Origin of the sequence: Sphingopyxis sp. PET50, from assembly GCF_025244705.1 — a bacterium.
Lineage (GTDB): Bacteria > Pseudomonadota > Alphaproteobacteria > Sphingomonadales > Sphingomonadaceae > Sphingopyxis.
Genome location: NZ_CP104207.1, coordinates 1,646,191 through 1,663,377 on the forward strand (window position 1 = coordinate 1,646,191; position 17,187 = coordinate 1,663,377).

Here is a 17,187-nt window from a genome sequence, read left to right on the forward strand (position 1 = left end):
AACGACTCATGACTTTCTGGACCTATCTTCTGCACTGTGCTGATCGCACCTATTACACCGGCCACACGGATGACCTCGACCGGCGTATCTATCAACATCAGGAAGGCATTCTTGGCGGTTACACCTCCACGCGTCGCCCTGTCGAACTGGTGTGGGCGGAGGCTTTCGAGACCCGCGAAGAGGCAAAAGCGGCCGAGCTCAAGATCAAGAATTGGTCGCGTGCAAAAAAAGAAGCGCTGATCGCCAAAGATTGGGATCGTCTGAAACGCGCCTCAATCCCGCCCGCCGAACGGCAGGCCCGCGCCTCGACTTCGCTCGGCAGTGCCCCTCGTCTTCGCTCGGGGAATCGGGAAGAAGAGGAACCTATCATAACCGCCCCTCCCCCCGTCATCGTCCTCGTCCGCCCCCAGCTCGGCGAAAATATCGGCAAGGCAGCGCGTGCGATGCTCAATTTCGGACTGACCGAACTCAGGCTCGTGACCCCGCGCGACGGCTGGCCCAATCCCGACGCCGGGCCCGCGGCATCGGGTGCCGACATCGTGCTCGCGGAGGCGCAGGTTTTCGACAGCCTCGCCGCCGCGACTGCCGACTGCACGCACATCTATGCCACCACGGTACGCAAGCGGGGGGTAACCAAGCCCGTCCTGACTCCCGAGGCCGCGGCAGCGCAGGTGCGCGCGACCGCGGGCCGCTCGGCCTATGTCTTCGGCGCCGAACGTTCGGGGCTGGAGACCGACGATGTCGCACTCGCGCACAGCATCGTGACCGTGCCGATCAACCCGCAATTCGCCTCGCTCAATCTCGCGCAGGCGGTGATCCTGCTCGCTTATGAATGGTCGAAAGGCGAGGCGCTGGCGACTCCGCCCCAAGTGCCGCTCGACCCGCCCGCACCGCATGGCGAGCTCGAAGGGCTGATCGATCACCTGGTCCGCGACCTCGACACGGCGGGCTATTTCTTTCCGCCCGACCGCCGGACGATGACGCTCCGCACGCTGCGTACCGCGCTGACCAAGACCGGCTGGTCGTACAATGATATCAGGATGATGCGCGGCATCATAACGGCTCTTGGCCGGACGCCGAAAAAGCGGTAGGCAGTCCTCCAAATCGTTTCAGGAGTTACTTTCCCCATGATGACCCTTCTTCTGTCGCTGGCACTTGCTGCAACGGCCGCCGAAAATCCGCCCGCCGATGGTGCGACGACCACGACCCAGCCGGCGAAGCCCGCAAAACCGAAGAGGATATGCAAGACGATCAAGATGACCGGCAGCAACCTCGGTCGCCGGACCTGCAAGACGCAGGCACAGTGGGACGCCAGCGAAGCCGCGAACATCGATACGATCAACCAGGGCTACAAGCAGAATGTCGGCGTCGGCGATTCGCCGCTCGGCGGCAACTGAGACCCCGCTCCGACCGGGCAAACCCAGGGCGTGAGCTCGGCACGAGGACCCGCGGCGCAATGCCGCGGGTCCTTGTTTTTGCGAGGCGGGCAGACGGCGCGTCACGGCGTGCGTCACCGCTTGGAGAAGCCGGGAAAACAGGATAGGCTGGCGGCCCTGACTAATCGGGGAGCCGCCCAATGATCACGTTGGTCTTGTCGTTTGCCCTTGCCGCCGCCGCAGTCGATCTCGCCGCCCGTGGGCGAGCCCGTCGACACCGCTCAACCGGCCAAGCCGGAAAAGCCGAAGAAGATCTGCAAAACCGTCAAGATGACCGGTAGTCACCTCGGCAGGCGCACTTGCAAGACGGAGGCGCAATGGGCGGCTTAGCGAAGCCGCGAACATCGATACCATCAACCAAGGCTATAAGCAGAATGTCGGGGCCGACAATCCGTTCGGTGGGCGCGAAGCGCCGCGCTGATCCTTGCCCCGATAGCTGGCCGACCAAAGCTCGCGTCAGGGCGCGACGGCAGTATTTTCATATGGACAATCTTTGGCTGGACAACAGCTTCACGCCTCAAGCATAGATGGCGCCTATATGATTCGGCTCGGGGAAATGGCTAGGCGCACGGAGAGGCCGCTTGGCTGTTGTTTCCAGGAGTTGAGTTTTCATGATGACCTTGTTGCTTTCGCTCGCGCTCGCCGCGGCTTCGAGCGATCCTGCCAGCGCGGCAGCACCCGGCGCGACCGCGGCCCAGCCCGCAAAGCCGGTCAAGCCGAAGAAGGTCTGCGAGCGGATCGAATCGACCGGCAGCAGCGTGCCCAAAAAGGTCTGCCGCACCGTCAAGCCGAAGGCCGAAACCGATGCCGCCAACACGGTCGCGGCGGTCCCGACGGGCACCGCCACCAACTGAACGCCGCGCCTCAGGCCGGATTTTCGCGAATCCGGTCCCACTGCGCCGCTTCATAAGCGATCGACTGTTCGACCAGTTCGTTCCACACCGCGCGCAGCCGGTCGGGCTCCAGCCCGGCGGCTTCGCCCTCGCGTGCGACATTGTCGAGCACCTGCGCCTTGCGCACCTCGTCGCGCACGGCATTGCGGTCGGTCTTGATACGCGCCGCGGCGTCCATATAGCCGAAGCGGCGGACGAGCAGCGCGACGAGCTCGCGATCGACTTCATCGACGCCGGCACGGACGTCGATCATCGTTTCGCAGGCTTCGGGAAGTTTGGCAGCACTCATGCGCGCGGCTTTAGCGGCTTTTTCTGCGCTGTCGAGCCGGGCCGTCGGAAGAGCGCGGCAATGCTTGACTTTGCCGCCCTCCCCGTCTAACCGCGCGCCTTCGCAATGGACCCCGCACCCCGGTGAAGCGGCGGTCGCATAGGACACAGCTCCTATGGTGCGACCCGGGAACCGCCGAAATCCTTCGGCACACAGCATATTGGAGACGACAATGTCGAAGCGCCAGAGCGCCAAGTATAAACTCGACCGCCGGATGGGCGAGAACATCTGGGGCCGCCCGAAGAGCCCGGTCAACCGCCGCGAATATGGCCCCGGCCAGCACGGCCAGCGCCGCAAGGGCAAGGTGTCGGACTTCGGCATCCAGCTCCGCGCCAAGCAGAAGCTGAAGGGCTATTACGGCGACATCACCGAAAAGCAGTTCAAGAAGAACTATTTCGAAGCCAGCCGCATGAAGGGCGACACCGGCCAGAACCTGATCGGCCTGCTCGAACGCCGCCTCGACGCGGTCGTTTACCGCTCGAAATTCACCCCGACCATCTTCGCGGCGCGCCAGCTCGTCAGCCACGGCCACGTCTATGTGAACGGCGTGAAGTGCAACATCGCCAGCCGCCTCGTGAAGCCGGGCGACGAAATCACCCTCGGCAAGAAGGCGCAGGAAATGGCGCTGGTCGCCGAAGCGCAGAGCCTGCCCGAGCGCGACCTGCCCGAATATCTGTCGGTCGACGGCACCAAGGCGACCTATGTCCGCGTGCCCACGCTCGACGAGGTTCCCTATCCGGTGAAGATGGAACCGAACCTGGTCGTCGAATTCTATTCGCGCTGATCGGGTTTACCGAACGAACATCAGAAGGGCGGTCCGCAAGGGCCGCCCTTCTTGCATATGGGGCCTTGCGCTGGCACAAGCCCGGCCGTCGCAAACGAAACTATCCAAGGACATTTCCATGCTGCGTTCCCCCCGATCCGCCGCGGCCTTCGCGGTTCTCCTGTCGCTTGCCGCGTGCGGCGGCGGCGACAAGGCCGCGAGCGATACCGTCGCCGCCGCTATTCCCGACGTCCAGATTCCCGAACTGTCGCTTGCGACGTTGCAGGAGGTGACCAAGGAGCTCTCGTCGGACGCCTATGAAGGGCGCGCCCCAGGAACGCCGGGCGAGGAAAAGACCGTCGCCTATATCATCAAGAAATATGAGGAAGCGGGCTTGAAGCCCGGCAACAACGGCAAATGGACGCAGGACGTGCCGCTGGTCGAGATTACCGCGAAAAATGCGACGCCGATCAGCTTCACCGGCGGCAAGACTCCGGTCACCGCGCAATATGCCAGGGATTATGTCGCGTTCAGCTGGCGCGTGCAGCCGAAGACCGAAATCAAGGACAGCGACGTCGTCTTCGTCGGTTACGGCATCAACGCCCCCGAAAAGGGCTGGAACGACTATGCCGGGCTCGATGTGAAGGGCAAGACCGTCGTCGTCCTCGTCAACGACCCCGACTGGCAGACCAAGGAAACCAAGGGCGAGTTCAACGGCCGCGCGATGACCTATTACGGCCGCTGGTCGTATAAATATGAGGAAGCGGCGCGCCAGGGCGCCGCGGCGGTGCTGATCGTCCACGACACCGAACCCGCCGCCTATGGCTGGAACGTCGTGGAGTCGAGCAACACCGGCACGCAATATCTGGCCGAGAGCAAGGACGGCGGCGCGAAGGAAACCGTGGCCAACGGCTGGATCCAGTTGCCCAAGGCGAAGGAGTTGTTTGCCAGCGCGGGTCAGGATTTCGACAAGCTGCGCGACGCGGCGAAGGTGAAGGGCTTCAAGGCGGTGCCGCTGACCGGCGTGAAGGCGAACTTCTCCTTCGACAATGACATCGCCAAGAAAATGTCGCGCAACGTCATCGGCGTGCTGCCGGGCGCCAAGCGGCCCGACGAATATGTGCTCTATACCGGTCACTGGGATCACCTCGGCCGCTGCACGCCCGTCGCCGGCGACGACATCTGCAACGGCGCGGTCGACAATGCGAGCGGCATCAGCCGGCCTCGTGACACTGGCGCAGGCGTTCAAGGCGGCGGGTGCGCCCGACCGCAGCATCGTCTTCCTCGCGGTCACCGCCGAGGAATCGGGTCTGCTGGGTTCGAAATATTATGCCGAGAACCCGGTGTTCCCGCTCGCGCAGACCGTCGGCGGGGTGAATATGGACGCGCTGAACGCGATCGGCCCGGCCAAGGACATCGTCGTTGTCGGCGGCGGCAAGTCGGAACTCGACGCCTATGTCGAAAAGCTCGCCAAGATGAGCAATCGCACGATCAAGGCCGAACCGACCCCCGAAAAGGGCTTCTATTACCGTTCCGACCATTTCAGCTTCGCCAAGCTCGGCGTGCCGATGTTCAACTTCGGCAGCGGCGACGAACTGGTCGAAGGCGGCGTCGAGGCCTAGCAAGAAAGCGTCGGAAGACTATGAAAAGAACCGCTATCACGCGCCGGGCGATGAATATGAGGCGATCACCAACTGGGACGGCATGATGTCGGACCTGCGCCTCTATTATGCCGCAGGCCGGATGCTGGCGATGACCGACGCCTGGCCGAACTGGGTAGAGGGCGACGAATTCCGCGCCGCCCGCGACAAGTCGCGCGCCGGAAAATAAACTTCGTCATTGCGAGCGAAGCGAAGCAATCCAGGGCGGGTTACGCACACTCTGGATTGCCGCGTCGCTTCGCTCCTCGCAATGAGGAGACGGTGTGGAAGGCCTGTATCAGATGACATTACGCATGCCCGCCGAATGGGCCCCGCACGACGCCGTCTGGATCGGCTTTCCGCATATGGCGGAGGAATGGTCGGGCCGGATCGACGCCGCGCGGCGCGATGTCGCCGCCTTTGCGAACGCCGTCCATGACGGCGGACGCGGCGAGGAAGTGCGGCTGGTCGTCAATGACGAGGAACAGGCCGAAATCGCGGCAAAGCTGGTCGATCCCGGCGTGTCCATCCTCGTCCAGCCGCTCGGCGACATCTGGCTGCGCGACACCGGCCCGATCATCGCGGGCACGGGCGCGGCGCGGCGCGCGCGCAACTTCCGCTTCAACTGGTGGGGCGAGAAATTCATCATGCCCGGTGACCAGGAAATCGGCGGCGCGCTCGCCGCGACCACCGGCTTTCCGGTCGACGATCAGGATTGGGTGCTCGAAGGCGGCGGCGTCGACGTCGACGGCACTGGCCTTTGCGTGACAACCGAGGAATGCCTGCTCAACCTCAACCGCAATCCGTTGCTGACGCGCGAGGATATCGCGGTGCGGCTGCACCAGTCGCTGGGCGTCGAGCGGCTGTTGTGGCTGGGTAACGGGCTTGTCGGCGACCATACCGACGGGCATGTCGACAATCTGGCGCGTTTCGTCGGCGAGGGGCGGCTGGCGATCCCGGTCGCGGCGGGCGACGACGATCCCAACGCGCCGGTCTATACCGACGCACGCGCGCGGGCCGAGGCGTTCGGCGGGATCGAGATCGTCGACCTCCCCTCGCCCGGCCGGGTCGAAATGGGAGGAGAAATCGCCGCGGCGAGCTATATGAACTTCTACATCGGCAACAGCACGGTCGTCGTTCCGGCCTATGGCGTCGCGAACGACCGGGCGGCGGTCGATGCGCTGGCGGCACTCTTTCCCGGTCGCCGCGCGGTCGGCGTGCCCGCGCTCGGGATCATCGCGGGCGGCGGCAGCTTTCATTGTTCGAGCCAGCAGCTTCCATCCTAGCATCGGCCGTAAAGCCGCCTATATTCGGCTCGATTTCAGCCCATCACGGATCCCGGAATGACCCGCACCCTCACCGTCGCCGCGCTGCAGCTTCCCCTGCCCGGCCCCGTCCAGCCCAATATCGACGCTGTCGCCGCGCTCGTCGGGGAAGCGGCGGCGAAGGGTGCGCAGGTCATCCTGCCCCCCGAATTGTTCGAAGGCCCCTATTTCTGTCAGGTCGAAGAGGAAGCGCTTTTCGCGACCGCGCAGCCGACCGCCGAGCATCCGAGCGTCCTCGCGATGCAGGCGCTGGCCGCCAAGCTGAAGGTCGCGATCCCGACGAGCTTCTTCGAGCGTGACGGCCATCATTATTACAATACGCTAGCGATGATCGGTCCCGATGGCGCGATCATGGGGACGTACCGCAAAAGCCACATCCCCGATGGCCCCGGCTATGAAGAGAAATATTATTTCCGCCCCGGCAACACCGGCTTCAAGGTGTGGGACGTCTTCGGCGCCCGCATCGGCGTCGGGGTGTGCTGGGACCAATGGTATCCCGAATGCGCGCGCGCGATGGCGCTGATGGGCGCGGAAGTCCTGTTCTACCCGACCGCGATCGGCAGCGAACCCTATGACGCCGACCTCGATACGAGCCGCATGTGGCGCCGCGCGATGCAGGGCCATGCGGTGTCGAACTGCATGCCGGTGGTCGCGGCGAACCGCATCGGGACCGAGGGCGAGGCCAATTTCTATGGTCACAGCTTCATCAGCGACGAATGGGGCGATCTTCGCCAGGAATATGGCGCCGCCGAGACGGGCGTGCTGGTCGAAACGATCGACCTCGATCGCGCGGCGAAACACCGCGCGGGCATGGGCTTTTTCGCGACCGTCGCCCACATCTTTATGGAAGGCTGGTCGAAGACATTTGAACAACGAATTACAGGGGACTGAAATAATGAACATTCCTGACGACATCTTCACCGAGCCCGAGGATGTCGATCCCGAGACGCTCGCCAATCTGGGGCCGCTCGCGCGGCTGGCCGAGCATCTGGGAGGGGCAGCGCGGGGTCGATATCAATCCCAAGGCCGATGGCCCCGAAACGCGCCAATATCTTGAACGGATCGAATTGCAGCCGATCGACCCGCAGGCCAATGGTCCGCAGCTTTTCTATGGGCTGCGCTATCATCTCCACATCAACACGCGCGAGGAGGACATCACCTTTCACGATCAGGTCGGTTACTGGCTGTACGAGCCCGCGACCGGGCTGATCCTGCAGACGCTGGCGATCCCGCGCGGCCAGATCGCGATCGCGGCGGGCCATGCGAAGCCCGATGCGACGAAGCTGGTGCTGAAGGCGGAGCGCGGGCAAACCGAATATGGCATCTGCTCGACGACCTTCCTCGACCTGGCCTTTACCACCGAATCCTATCAGATTACGGTCGATTTCCATGAGGATGGGACGTGGAGCTATGTCTCCGACACAACGCTGCTGGTGAAGGGTCGCAACGAACCCTTCCTCCACCGCGACCGTAATAGGCTGACCAAGGTCGGTGAACCCGATCTCAACCCCTGGGCAAAGATCGCACGCGGCCTGATGCCGTCGGTCGAGGCCAAATAGCGGATCGTCGAGCCCACCAAACTGGCAACGAATAAGGGCGAGCCCCGATGGACTCGCCCCATGACCCCAAAAGGGACTCGAACCCCAAAACCGATACCAATCATTATCAATCGAGGCCGAGGCGAGATTCTGCATTTTTGCCCGGAAATGCAAGGAGAATCGGCGTTTTCTGCGCCATTTCGATCGAATTTCGCGATGAAACCTGCCGCCTAGACCGGCCAGTTGTCGCGCACCCGCATGAAGCCCGGTTTGCGGATGATTTCGCCCGGTCCGACGCCGTCGACAAGATTGTCGGCAGCGAGCCACAGGTGCGTGCCGACCTGATTATTGCCGATCGGCGGCTGCGGCCGCACGCAGATACCGACGCGGCCGACCGCGATGCGATTTTCGGAAATCATCAGATATTTGCCGATCGAACCCCATACGCGAATGCCGTGGTTGAACGGCGTGTCGGTGCGCTGCGCCGCCCAGTCGAGCGTGTTGCGCTGAATACGGACGGTGTCGGCATTGCCGACGAACAGTCCCATCGGAACATAGACCTTCTCGCCCGGCTTGCGCAGCGACAGATGATTGTCGGCGATGCTGACGCTGCCCGCGCGCACGACCTTCTGGTCGGTCCAGCTGGTGCCAACATGGACGCCGCGAATGAAGCCATAGACCTTGTTGCCGCGGATCTGCACCGTCGTCAGCTGCCGCCCGCCGCAGGTGATCGCCTGCCGCGCGTAGCTCGGCATCTGGCTGACGAAACGGTCGAACCAGACCTTCACGCTGGGCAGCGTGTCGCGAAATGCCTCGTCGCGCGCCATGCGCGAAGCCAGCTTGCGCAGAAGCAGGATCAGTTCGGCGGCGCTCGCCACCTCGCGCAGCCGCGCGAGCCGGATCGCCTTGACCCAGTCGGACTGGGTGACCGGCGATCCGAAGCCGACCGCGACCGAGCCGACCTTGATCGTCACCCTGCCGTCGCCGGCATCGGGCAGCTCGCGCTCGGTGCGCGCGCTGGGATCGCCGGTCAGGATCAGCGATCGTTTCACCTCCGGATCGACATTGGCGAAGCGCGCGGCGTCGAGCCGTCCTCCAAGCGTCTTCAGCGCGCGCCGATAGGTCGGCGAGCGATCGGGATCGGCGATGACGATGTCGCTGAGCCGTTTGATATAGGCCTGCACCCCGGCGATCGTGCGGCGCTCGTCGGCGCGCGGCGGTTCGGCCTCGAACAATCGCTCCCATTCCTCCTGCGGCATCGGCGATTCGAAATTGGCGACGAGCGATCCGACGCGGAACTCGCGGTTCCCGCCCTCCTTGGTCGGCACCTCGCGCGGGTCGGCGACGAGCAGCATCTCCAGCTTCTTGCGCCACTGCGCCGCTTCGAGCTGCTGCTTGGGCGACAGGCCGGCCTTGCCGGGGACGACCGCCAGTTCGTTGTCGGCGATGAGCGTGTTGATCGCGTCGGTGACGAGGATGCCGTCCTGCGCCAGCCCGATCGCAAGCCGGTTGCGCACGACATGCACCGAATCGAGGGCCCTTTCGGCCGAGCCGCGGATCGTCAGCCCGGTGCGTTCGGTGTCGGCGCCGCCGCCGCAGCGCAGCGACACGCCCTCGACATCGACGGTCGGGCAGTCGAGGATCGTCACGACGCCCTGCCGGAAGGATATCTTTCCCAGCGCACCCGAACCGTCGGGTGCCGACACGTCGAGGTCGCGCAGGGTGACGCTGGCGCAGCCCTCGAAATGCAGCGCGCATTCGGCGCGGTTGGCGACGATCCGCGTGCCGCCGCCGGCGCCGTGGATCGAGATATGCCCCTTGCCCTTGATCTCGACGCGCTCGCCGGTTTCGTAGAGACCGCGCTGGAAGCAGATGCTGGCATCCTCGCCGTCCTTGATCGCTTTCAATATCGCCACCCAGTCGCTGCCTTCGGTGACGATATAGGTCGAGCAGCCGACCTGCTGCAGTCCGGCGAGCTGCTCGATCGCCTCCTGCACCGTATTCGCGCCGGCGAGCGGCGGCGTGTTGGCGGGGTCGAAGGAGGTCGCCGCCGCGGTGCTGAGGCTGGCGTTGAAATGGATCGGCAAATGGGTCGGATTGCCCGCCGCGTCGAGCAGGCGCGCGACGAGGCGCTGGTTCGGCGTCGCCGCGTCGAGCGACCAGTCGATCGCCGCCACGCCATCGGCACCCGTCACGACGCTGCGCTTCTTGAGATTGTCGGCGACGGCGCCGAGCCGCCCGTCACCCGCGACGATTTCGAACTCGACCGACAGACCGGGGAGCGGCGTCTTGCCGCGGATCACCCCGACGCGCAGCGGCGCGGCGAGCGCGACGCGCGTCGCGGGGGCGAGCGGATCGGGCATCGCCTCCTGCCCGTCGCCGCCGAGATAGAGGAAGCTGCGCAGCGCGGTGAGCGGCGGGAAGATGTTGCGGCAGTCGCTGCCGACCGTCCAGCTTCCGTCGGCGGCGCGGGTGACGAGCGCCAGTGCGGCGTAATGATGTGCGATGCCCCTGGGCGGCAGCAGTGCCTCGGCGCCCGTCGCCTCGTCGATGGGCCATTCGATCGTCGCGGCCAGCGAGCGCGCCGGGATTTGCCAATGGTCGCCGGTCGCCAGCCGCCCGGCGGCGAAGAAAACCTCGACGCCCTGTTCGACCGCGACCCAGCTATCGGGGACGATGTCGATCGGCAGGCCGCCTTCCCAGCGGCGGACGACGGCGCGTGCGGGCAGGCCGCTGAGGTCGGGCGCGGTGCCCGAGCCGTCGGTGATCGCGGCCAATGTCTCAGGATGCCGCAATTCGCCGATGGCGGCGCGGGTGCCGTTGATGTCGGCCAGCCGCGCGAAGAAGCCGGGCTCGCCCCGGAGCGACCGGGCCTCGTCGACGATCTCGACCCAATCATCCTTCTTGAGCGCACCGGGCTCGTCGGGGCCGAGGCTGTCCAGCATCAGCGCGCCATTGTCGATCTCGGCATAACGCGCCGTGCGCGTGCCGTTGTCGCGCGACCATTTCCAGCGCCCGCCCGCCGCGCCGCCGTTGTGGACCTCGATGCGATAGAGATGGTTTTCGAGGCTGCGGTAGCCGCCGGTCGCGGGCAGCGCGCAGGGATCGGCGACCGCCGCCGCCGCGCGCGCGCGCGCCGCCATCCGTCCCGGCGCCGCCGGGCCGAAGGGCGACCAGCCGGGCGCAAAGCTGGCGCAACTGACCGGCGCGCTCACCGCGCCCGCCGCGACGAGATCGGCGGTGGATTTCAGGCGGACCTGCCAGACGATCTGGTCGCGGATCGCGGTGTCGGGGCCGCCAAAGGCGCTTTCGCGGATCAGCGGATCGTCGGCGGCGGTGACCGGCCGTTCCCAGACATCGAGATAGGCGAGATAGGTTCCCGCGACGGCGGGCAACGCCGTCCCGGGCAGGAAGGGCTGGCTTTCGACGCTGCGGTACAGATCGGCGGCGATGCCGTCGACCGGCGACAAGGGCGCGGCGGCGCTGAAGGTCTGGCGTCCGTCGATATCGTCGAGCAGCGCCGAAACGCGCACCGCCTGCGCTGCGGCGCGTTGCCCGCCAGCACCAGATAATCGCCGACGGCAACGCGCATGCCCGCATCGATCCGCCAGCGCGTCGCGGTCCCCGATCCCGACTGGCACGTCAGCGCAAGCCGCACCGGCGCGGCATGCGACAGGCCGATGCCATCGACATAGGCCTGGCCGCCGCCGATCAGCAACGCCTGCGCGCCCGCACCGGCGAGGATCGCGAAACCCGGCGCATCTTCCGGAAAGCCGCTGGCGCCGATCACCGATTTCGCGGTGGTTCGCAGCGCGCCGCGGTGGATATCGCCCTCCTCGTTCCAGTCGGCGTCGGTGAACAGCCGTCCCTGCTGCATCCGCACGGCGCTGTAGTCCCTGGCGGGGCGGAAGGTGTCGCGGGTGAAATCGCCAGTCATCGTCTTTGTCCTCAGGTCTGGAACAGGGGGGCCGCCACCAGTCCGAACGGCAGATATTCGTCGAGCATGTCGGTCAGGTTCGCGCGCCGGAACGGCGTGCCGGCGCCGAAGCCTGCGCCCATTTCAGCGCCGCCGAAGGCGCCCGCCGCCACCGCATCGGGGCAGCACAGCGCGAGCTGGCCGAAGGCGTTCGCCGGATAGGCGCTGGCGGTGAAGATCGGCACGACGCTGCGCGCGATGCGGTGCTTTTCGGCGTCGGGCAGCGGCGATCCAGTCGCCTGCTCCGCATCAGCAATCGCCAGGTCAGGCTGGCAGCGGTAGCGGCGCGGGACACGCGAGCTCAGCGGGGCGTAGCAGAAGCGCACGCAACCGCGCTGACGCTGCGCGGCGCGCGCGGTGCCCAGAAACAGGCTGTTTTCCGCTTCGATCGAGCGCACCGCGGCGCGGCCGAAGATCGTGCTGCGGGCGATATCGGCGTCAGCCGAGGGGGCATCGACCACGACAGCAAGCGCATCGGCATCGGCCTCCAGATCGCGGTCCTCACCGACGATCGAGTCCGCGACGGTCAGTCCGCCGCCCGCGGACCCCAGAGCCAGCGAACCGGCAATGCAATGATCGACCTCGACCGCGAGCCCGGCGTTCTGCGAGATGACACGCAGCCCCCTGGTCAGCCCGGCGGCCGACGCGCCGATCGTGCAGTGGCGCAGCGCCAGCGAGCCGAGCGCGCCGGCCATGACGGCGACCTCGCCCTCGATCAGCAGGCCGTCGAGGATCAGCCGCCCCGCCTCCTCCTCGCCCGCCGGAACGGCGGCGCGGATGCGCAGATCGCCCTGGATATGCGGGCGGCGATGCATCGCGGCGATGGCGGTCGGATCGCGCTCGAACACGCCGCCCGCTCGCTCGACCAGCGGCCACGCCGCCGCCGCGATCGCCAGCCGCGCGTCGGCGGGGATCTTCAGGATATGCGCCGCATCGCTCAGGTCCTCGGCATAGGTCGCATTGTCGAGCATCAGGATCAGGCCGTGGGTGCCCGTACCCGCCGCGGCGTTCCAGCGCAGGATAGCCTCGGCCAGCGAGGCGACGACGACCCCGCCCTGCAGCACATCGTCGGTCTGCTCCTCGGCGCGCGCCGACACGCCGATGACCCAGGGGGCGTCGGTGCCTTCGGCAAAAAATTCGCCGCGCCAGGCGGCGAAGCTGGCGGTGCGATCATAGGGACCGCCGCCGCTCGCGAAAGGCGCGGCGAAGGCGCAGCTTGCCTCGACGCTCTTGCCTTCGTCGCTGGCATGGAGCGCGAGGCGGCCGAGTTCGGGGTCGAAGAGAACATGCCCCGCCTGTTCGGGGCGCCGCCAGGTCGGATTGCCGCCACCATCGTCGCGGGTTTCGAGGTTGCAGCTGTGCAGCCGGTCGAACGGAACCTCGGCGCCGTCGAGCCGAAGCTCGACCACCGGCACCTTGTCGAACCAGCGCGACGCCGCGCCATCGCGAAGCCTGTTCAGATCGCGATGGAGCAGGCGCCGGTCGAGCGGTGCCGGGACGATGCGCATATCGACGCGCCCGGCGATCGAGCGGTCGGGCAGCGGGCGATTGAACAGCGCCCGGTCAGCGCCGAGCGGATCGAAATGGCGGAAAGCCGGACCGATCGCCGAGACGCGCGGCACGAGCCCGCCGCGATAACCCGCCGTTTCGTTCGACAGATAGCCGAGCGGAAAGGCGTCGAGCCGCCAGACGAACAGCCCGACATGCGGGATCGCATAACGCCCCGACGCGCCGTCGGCGGGTCCGGCGGCGGCGCTGTGGCAGGCATCGCCGAACGCGCCTTCAGTCAGCCGCGCCGCCTCCGCATCGCGGATCGACGCGGTACCGAGCGCACCGGGGCGGACATGGTTGACGTGCTGGCTCCAGATCAGCTTCTGGAAAAATTCGACCGCGACGACGGGCCAGCCGGTGGCGTCGCGCGCGATCTGTTCGAGCGCCGCCGCCGTGCCCTTCGCCTGGCGATACCCCAATGTGTTGGCGATATAGCTGCGCAGCCCGACCTCGCCGGCTGCCGAAGCCGCGCATCGGGCGGGCGCCGATCAGCGCGCCGATATAGGGGATGACCCAGGGTTCGCAGCTTTCGATGAACCAATTGTCGTAAAGCTGATCGAGATCGCGCTCGACCACCTGCAGTTCGCCGGCGAGCAGGCCCATCAGCGCCTCGAGCGCCCTGCCCTCGCCCGCGTCGCGGTTGCGCAGATGCTGGGGCAGCAGTTCGATCAGCGGCACGGGCGGACGGTCATGCACGGGCGGCCTCCACGGTCAGCGCGATGCCGGCTTCGAGCAGGGTGAGCAATTCGGCGGCGGCGAATGGCTGCGCCGACCCGGCGGGCTGGAGCCTCGCCCCCTGCGCCGCGAGGACGGTGGCGAGGCTGGCCGACGGCGCCGGGCTGCCGCCGTCGTCGATCAGCGCCAGCGCGTCGAGATCGACCCCGACGACGCCGGGCACCGCCTGAAGCGCCGCGATGACCTCGGCGGCGCTCACCACCTGGCCGATATTGCGGCGCGTGAAGCCGAAGGCGTCGAGGAGCATCGCCTTCGCGGCGAGTTCGACATCCTCGGCGCGATAGTCGGCATGGTGGAACAGCCGCGCGGCGAGCTGAAAGAAACGCCGCGCCGCGGGGAGCACGGCCATCCGATGCGAGCGGTCGCGCGCGGCGTCGGCGGCGGCCTGCAGATTGGCGATGAGCGGCGCATTGGCCTCGAGGATGGTGTCGCTGGTGCCGGTGATGCTGACGAGCACGATCTGCCTGTCGCCCGACCAGAGCTGCGCCGCCTGCGCCTTGCCGACGCCCGAGAAGTTGGCGGCGAAATCGCGATAGTCGATCAGCGAGACGATCCGCCCCAGCGTCTTGACGTCGCGCGGCGCGGCGAGGCGGATGTCGGCGAGGCTTTCGGGCGCCGCGCTGCCGCTCGCGCGGCTCGGGTTCACCACCGATCGCACACCGAGCGGGCGGGTCTTGAGCTGGATGATCGCCTCGTCCGCAACCTCGCCCGCGAGGCCTATGCCCGCGCGATAGGTCGCGACGATGTTGAGCTGGCCGGTCGGCAGGCGGCTGCCGCGCAGGCCGTCGCCGAACTGGACCCAGCTGCTCCCGTCGTCCTCGCCGCGCACGGCATAGACGCGGTCTTCGGGGCCGGCGTCGTAGAGCGTCGGCACCTCGTGCCACAGCAGCCCGTCGACGCGGATTTCGAGCGATGAGGCGCGGCCGGTGGGCGTTTCGGCGCTGACATAGGTGAGCGGCGCCTTGGTCAGCTTGAACCGCTGGAAAATCTGGGCGGCGTCGCCCGATCCCAATTGCTCCTGCCAGGTCTCGCCGTGCGTCGCGGGGGCCATATTGGCGTTCACCGTCACGCTCGGGCGGCGATAGGCATATTCGGGGCCGCTTTTCAGCAGCAGGCGGGTGAAGCCGCCGACATGGACGACGTCGCTGACGGTCAGCGTCTCGCTGGCGGCAAGCCCGTCGGCGTCGCTGCGGTCGCCCGCGATCGAAATCGTCTGGCCGTCGACGAGGTCGAGATAGAGCGCGTCGAGGTCGATCGCGTCGGCGCCCGCGACGATATCCTCGCGGATCGGGGTGCCGGCGAGTTCGAGCGGCGCGCTGGCGGCGAAGATATGCGCAGTGCGGAAGCGGAAGTCGTTGAGCGGCGACGCGACGTTAGGGGCCGGGACGACCAGCGCGTCGCCATCGGGCTCGCGGAAGGACAGCCCGGTGGTCTTGGCGCTGAGCCCGAAATCGGCGCGCGACTGCGTCGCCGCCGACGCGACGCGGAACACCATCGCCTCGCCTTGTGCCGTTTCGACCGTCGCCCAGCCGTCGGGTACGATCTCCTTGACCTCGCGTTCGAGAAGGACGTGCACGCTGCCGTGCAGATTGTTCTGGCTGTCGGTCCAGATCGTCGCGCCGCTGCCCGAATCCCAGTCGAGCGCATAGCCGCTGTTGGCGCCTAGCGACGCCTTTTTGGGCGCCGAGGAGCCGAAGAAGCCGCAATCGTCGCGCAAGATGTAGAGGCCGGGTTGCGCCGCCGACGTCTGCGGCGCGGCAACCTGTTTCGGGCGGCGAAGGACGCTCATCAATTTGACGCGCGACCACGACTGGCTCTTGACCAGCGCGGTCAGCGCGGGGCCGGTCCACACCGCCTGGCGGACGACATTTTTCACGGTGCTGCTGGTGAAAGCGATGCGCTGCGTCGGCATCGCCAGCCGCTTGAACCGCGGCGCGCGGCGCGCGGGCGAGCGTTTGACCGCGTCGGGCGTCTCGCCGCCGCGCGTCGCAACGAGCCGCGTCACCCCGAAGTCGCGGTCGTCGGTCGCGCTGACGATGCGGAGGGTCGAGGCGGCGACGTGGCGCGTGTCTTCGTCCACCTCGGTGACGCCGACCACGACGATCCGCTGTCCGGGCCGCAGCCCCAGCCCCGTTCCGCGCAGCCAGATTTCATCGACCGGCAAGGCGCGCAGTACCGGCTCGACTTCCGGATTCAGCGCATGGGCGGCGATGCGCTCGGCGAGTTCGCCGGCAAGATCGGTTTCGCCGTCGATCGGGTGATAGCGCGCCAGCGCGGCGACGTCGCCGAACAGCCGCGGCACCGGATCGGCGGGCCCCGGCGGCTGGAAGCTGTTGTCGAGGTCGAAGAGGAAGATGGTGCCATTGTCGGCATCATCATCGTTGGCGAGATCACGGTAGAGCGCCAGCGGCTGCTGATAGAGGGTGCGCGCCGGCATCGCGTTCCATTCGGCGCGGGCGGTGATCGGCGCGATCGTCTCGAAGACCTGCGGCAATTCGCCCTTGCGCGTCGGCACCGACATCGCCTGCACGCCGACGGGGATATCGACCTCGCGATAGGGGTCGTCCGACGCCTCGACCGTGAAGGACAGCGCCACCGACGCGGCAACCCCGGGTGCCGGTTCGTAACCGATCATCCGCGCCATTTCGACCAGCGAACGCCGCTGGGTCGCGGTGCCGACATAACCCTCGTTGGCGACACGCTCGCTGTAGAAGCTGAGAACATCGAGCGTCGCGGCGAAGCCGTCGAACAGCGCGATCGTCGGATCGCCGGCGTCGCGTGCACGCAGGGCGGCGAGCGGATGAAGCCGGGTCTTGCTTTCCGGATCGAACACCTCCTGGCGCGGGAGCTGCCACAGCATGCGCTCGAAAAATTCGGGATGGGTGCCGATGCGATAGGAAATCGAGGCGAGGCCCGGACGGTTGTCGGGGCGCTTTTCGTCGCGGTCCTTCGCGCCGCAGATATTGGCAGGGGGCTTGTGCGCCATCAGCGGCCTCCCGCCA

General features: G+C 66.8%; 11 protein-coding genes and 2 pseudogenes. 8 read left to right on the forward strand and 5 right to left on the reverse strand.

From position 1 onward, the window contains the following. The first annotated feature begins 8 nt into the window (after positions 1-8). From N0A20_RS08655 to N0A20_RS08665, 3 genes are all read left to right on the forward strand, one after another. On the forward strand, positions 9-1,091 hold the full coding sequence (locus N0A20_RS08655) for a TrmH family RNA methyltransferase (protein ID WP_260583491.1): 1,083 nt from the start codon (positions 9-11) through the stop codon (positions 1,089-1,091). 36 nt (positions 1,092-1,127) lie between these two features. Further along, positions 1,128-1,397: a hypothetical protein gene (locus tag N0A20_RS08660; RefSeq protein ID WP_260583492.1), complete on the forward strand. Its 270-nt coding sequence runs from the start codon at positions 1,128-1,130 to the stop codon at positions 1,395-1,397. 650 nt (positions 1,398-2,047) lie between these two features. Then, a complete protein-coding gene (locus N0A20_RS08665) occupies positions 2,048-2,290 on the forward strand; it encodes a hypothetical protein (protein WP_260583494.1) in 243 nt (80 codons plus the stop codon). A gap of 10 nt (positions 2,291-2,300) precedes the next feature. Here the strand turns inward: N0A20_RS08665 and N0A20_RS08670 are convergent, their stop codons facing one another. Continuing rightward, positions 2,301-2,618 carry a chorismate mutase gene (locus tag N0A20_RS08670; protein ID WP_260583495.1) on the reverse strand — a complete coding sequence of 106 codons (318 nt, stop codon included), beginning with the start codon at positions 2,616-2,618 and terminating at the stop codon, positions 2,301-2,303. Between the two features lie 211 nt (positions 2,619-2,829). Between N0A20_RS08670 and rpsD the strand changes: the two genes are divergently transcribed. From rpsD to N0A20_RS08695, 5 genes and pseudogenes are all read left to right on the forward strand, one after another. Further along, the gene (gene rpsD / locus N0A20_RS08675) at positions 2,830-3,441 is read left to right on the forward strand and encodes a 30S ribosomal protein S4 (RefSeq protein ID WP_260583497.1); all 612 of its coding nucleotides are present in this window, start codon (positions 2,830-2,832) and stop codon (positions 3,439-3,441) included. A 118-nt stretch (positions 3,442-3,559) separates the two neighbouring features. Further along, a pseudogene (locus tag N0A20_RS08680) lies at positions 3,560-5,250 on the forward strand (M28 family metallopeptidase). Positions 5,251-5,362: 112 nt separating this feature from the next. After that, positions 5,363-6,346, forward strand: a complete 984-nt coding sequence (locus N0A20_RS08685; protein ID WP_260583498.1) for an agmatine deiminase family protein — start codon at positions 5,363-5,365, stop codon at positions 6,344-6,346. 57 nt (positions 6,347-6,403) lie between these two features. Then, positions 6,404-7,254, forward strand: a pseudogene (aguB, locus tag N0A20_RS08690) (N-carbamoylputrescine amidase). A 63-nt stretch (positions 7,255-7,317) separates the two neighbouring features. Continuing rightward, the gene (locus tag N0A20_RS08695; protein WP_260583500.1) at positions 7,318-7,944 is read left to right on the forward strand and encodes a heme-binding beta-barrel domain-containing protein; all 627 of its coding nucleotides are present in this window, start codon (positions 7,318-7,320) and stop codon (positions 7,942-7,944) included. Positions 7,945-8,153: 209 nt separating this feature from the next. On the opposite strand, the gene N0A20_RS08700 is transcribed toward N0A20_RS08695, so the two are convergent. The 4 genes from N0A20_RS08700 to N0A20_RS08715 form a co-directional block, all read right to left on the reverse strand. Continuing rightward, a complete protein-coding gene (locus tag N0A20_RS08700; RefSeq protein WP_260583875.1) occupies positions 8,154-11,318 on the reverse strand; it encodes a DUF6519 domain-containing protein in 3,165 nt (1,054 codons plus the stop codon). Beyond that, a complete protein-coding gene (locus N0A20_RS08705) occupies positions 11,240-11,860 on the reverse strand; it encodes a DUF6519 domain-containing protein (RefSeq protein WP_260583501.1) in 621 nt (206 codons plus the stop codon). The genes N0A20_RS08700 and N0A20_RS08705 overlap by 79 nt, the downstream gene beginning before the upstream one ends. 11 nt (positions 11,861-11,871) lie before the next feature. Next, on the reverse strand, positions 11,872-13,869 hold the full coding sequence (locus tag N0A20_RS08710) for a hypothetical protein (RefSeq protein ID WP_260583502.1): 1,998 nt from the start codon (positions 13,867-13,869) through the stop codon (positions 11,872-11,874). Between the two features lie 269 nt (positions 13,870-14,138). Beyond that, positions 14,139-17,171, reverse strand: coding sequence for a putative baseplate assembly protein (locus N0A20_RS08715; protein ID WP_260583503.1), 3,033 nt, complete (start codon positions 17,169-17,171; stop codon positions 14,139-14,141). Positions 17,172-17,187 lie beyond the last annotated feature (16 nt).